The following is a 2476-nucleotide window of genomic DNA, read 5'->3' on the forward strand; positions in this document are numbered from 1 at the left end:
GCTGGCAGACACGAGGCTGGCCTGGGCCTGTTCCAGCGTGTTGCGCAACTCCGCCAGCCGTTCTTCGGTGGCGGCGCCGGTGGGGACCAGCGGCGCGTAGCGTGCGACCTCATCGCGCGCATGGCGCTCGGCCAGGCTGGCCACGGTTTCCTGCGCCTGGGCCTGCTCGATCTGCGCCTGCTGCTGCACCAGCTCGGCCTTCACCCGCTGCAGGTCGGCTTCGCGGGCTTCGAGCTGGGCCTTGGCCTGGTCGAACAGCGCCTCGTACTGGCGCCGGTCCAGCCGAACCAATGGCGTGCCTTGCTGCACCACCTGGTTGGCCTGCACCAGCACCTCGGCCACGTAGCCGCCGACCTTGGGCGTGACGACCACCGCGTCAGCCTTCAGGTAGGCGTCGTCGGTGCTTTCGATGTAGCGGCCCACCTGCCACCAGTGCAGGCCCCAGGCGCCACCGGCCAGCAGCACGCCCACGCCGAACACCCAGGCCACCGCGCGGCCGCGCATCTTTCTCGGCGGTTTCGAGGCGGCGGCCGGCTTGGGCTGGTCAGGCGAGGACATGCGGAACTCCAAATTCGTACGGTTGATAGATTTTTTCCAGATGGAAGAAATCTGTCAACTGGTATATTTTTGAAGATGGCCAAGCCTGAAGCCCCTGCACCCCACGACACGGTCCGTCCCCGGCACCGCGCCGACGGGGGCTACGCGCGCGGCGAGGAAACGCGCCAGCGGCTGATCGACGCGGCCATCCGGCTGTTTGGCGAGCGGGGTTACGAAGGCGCCTCCACGCGCGACATCGCGCGCCTGGCCGGCGTCAATGCACCTGCGCTGCAGTACTACTTCGACAGCAAGGAAGGCCTCTACAAGGCCTGCATGGCAGACCTGTCCTGCAGCGCGGAGGCGCATTTCGCACCCGCACTGGCGGCGATGGAAGCTGCGCTGGCGGACCCCCAGGCATCACGCGAGACGCTGATGGAAGCGTTTTTCCTGATGCAGGACGCGACGGCAGACCGCCTGCTGCTCAGCGATGAAGCCCAGCACCGCCGCCTGTTCATCGCCCAGGACCAAGCCGGCCGCGGTGCGCTGGCCGAAGTGCAGGAAGGCCCGGGCAAGCAGCGCCTGAAGCGGGCTGCGGCCGAGGTGGTGGCCCGCCTCAGTGGCCGGCCCGCCAACGATCCGCTGACCCTGCTGCGCATGATGACAGCACAGGGGCAACTGCTGGTCTTCCACGTGGTGCCGAAGACCGCGCTGCAGTCGCTCGGCTGGGTGCAGCTGGATGGCGAGCACCTGGCGCTGCTCAAGCAGACGGTGCGCGAGCAGACGCGGGCCCTGATCGACAGCTGGGCGCCGTAGCGCCCGTCCAAGCTCAGGGGTTGCCGCCCTGAAGCGCCAGCACCGGCGCACGCTCGGCAAACATGCCGTTCCAGTACGGGTAGTGCGGATAGGGCGGTGTGGTCGCACTGGCGGTGTTGAGCTTTTCCATCTGCGCCGCACTCAGTTGCCAGCCCAGCGCACCGAGGTTCTGCTTCAGCTGTTCCTCGGTGCGTGCGCCAATCAGCACGCTGCTGACCGTGGGCCGCTGCAGCAGCCAGTTGAGGGCGATCTGCGGCAGCGTCTTGCCGGTTTCCTCGGCCACTTCGCCCATCGCGTCGATCACCCGGTAGAGGCGCTCATCGTCCACCGGCGGCGCGAAGCCGGCGGTCTCGTGCAGGCGGCTGCCTTCGGGCAAGGGTTGGCCGCGGCGGATCTTGCCGGTCAGGCGGCCCCAGCCCAGCGGGCTCCAGACGATGGCGCCCACGCCCTGGTCCGCGCCCAGCGGCATCAGTTCATGCTCGTAGTCCCGGCCGATCAGCGAGTAGTAGGCCTGGTTGGCCACGTAGCGTTGCAACCCCAGGCGCTCGGACGCGGCGAGCGACTTCATCAGCTGCCAGCCGGCGAAGTTGGACACGCCCAGGTAACGCACCTTGCCGCTGCGCACCAGGTCATCCAGCGTGCGCAGCACCTGCTCGACCGGCGTCATCGCGTCGAAGGCATGCAGCTGCAGGATGTCGATGTGCTCGGTGTCCAGCCGCTTCAGCGCGGCCTCCACGCCTTCGATCAGGTGGTGGCGCGACGAGCCGGTGTCGTTCGGGCCGTCGCCGCTGCGCAGCGAGAGCTTGGTCGACAGGATGGCCTGGTGGCGCCGGCCCTTCAGCGCGGCGCCGAGGATGGCTTCGGACGCGCCGTTCGAGTAGACGTCAGCCGTGTCGAACAGGTTGACGCCAGCGTCCAGGCAGATGTCGACGATGCGGCGTGCGCCGTCCACGTCGGTGTTGCCCCAGGCGCTGAACAGCGGGCCCTGGCCGCCGAAGGTGCCGGCGCCAAAACCGAGGGCCGGCACTTTGAAGCCGGAGTTGCCGAGAAAGCGGTGTTCCATTTGAGGTTCCTGAATGAGGGGAAAAGATGTTGTTCAGGCCGCGCGCGAGAGCTGCGTTGAGAC

Annotated in this window: 3 protein-coding genes; 1 reads left to right on the forward strand and 2 read right to left on the reverse strand. The window is 68.1% G+C overall.

What is annotated here, in order from left to right:
* On the reverse strand, window positions 1–558 hold a 558-nt coding region (locus FKP22_RS27085), incomplete at its 3' end, for an HlyD family secretion protein (protein WP_141291061.1).
* Window positions 559–633: 75 nt separating this feature from the next.
* On the opposite strand from FKP22_RS27085, the gene FKP22_RS27090 reads away from it, so the two are divergent.
* Window positions 634–1350 (forward strand): CerR family C-terminal domain-containing protein, encoded by a 717-nt coding sequence (locus FKP22_RS27090; RefSeq protein ID WP_141291062.1) that lies wholly within the window; start codon window positions 634–636, stop codon window positions 1348–1350.
* Between the two features lie 13 nt (window positions 1351–1363).
* On the opposite strand, the gene FKP22_RS27095 is transcribed toward FKP22_RS27090, so the two are convergent.
* A complete protein-coding gene (locus FKP22_RS27095; protein ID WP_141291063.1) occupies window positions 1364–2413 on the reverse strand; it encodes an aldo/keto reductase in 1050 nt (349 codons plus the stop codon).
* Window positions 2414–2476: the final 63 nt, after the last annotated feature.

It is taken from the genome of Ideonella azotifigens, assembly GCF_006519715.1.
GTDB classification, from domain to species: Bacteria; Pseudomonadota; Gammaproteobacteria; order Burkholderiales; family Burkholderiaceae_C; genus Ideonella; species Ideonella azotifigens.

What these genes read in the sequence shown, in the direction of transcription:
- FKP22_RS27090 (WP_141291062.1), top strand. Translation starts at nt 634, where the DNA reads ATGGCCAAGCCTGAAGCCCCTGCACCCCACGACACGGTCCGTCCCCGG.
- FKP22_RS27095 (WP_141291063.1), bottom strand. Translation starts at nt 2,413, where the DNA reads ATGGAACACCGCTTTCTCGGCAACTCCGGCTTCAAAGTGCCGGCCCTC.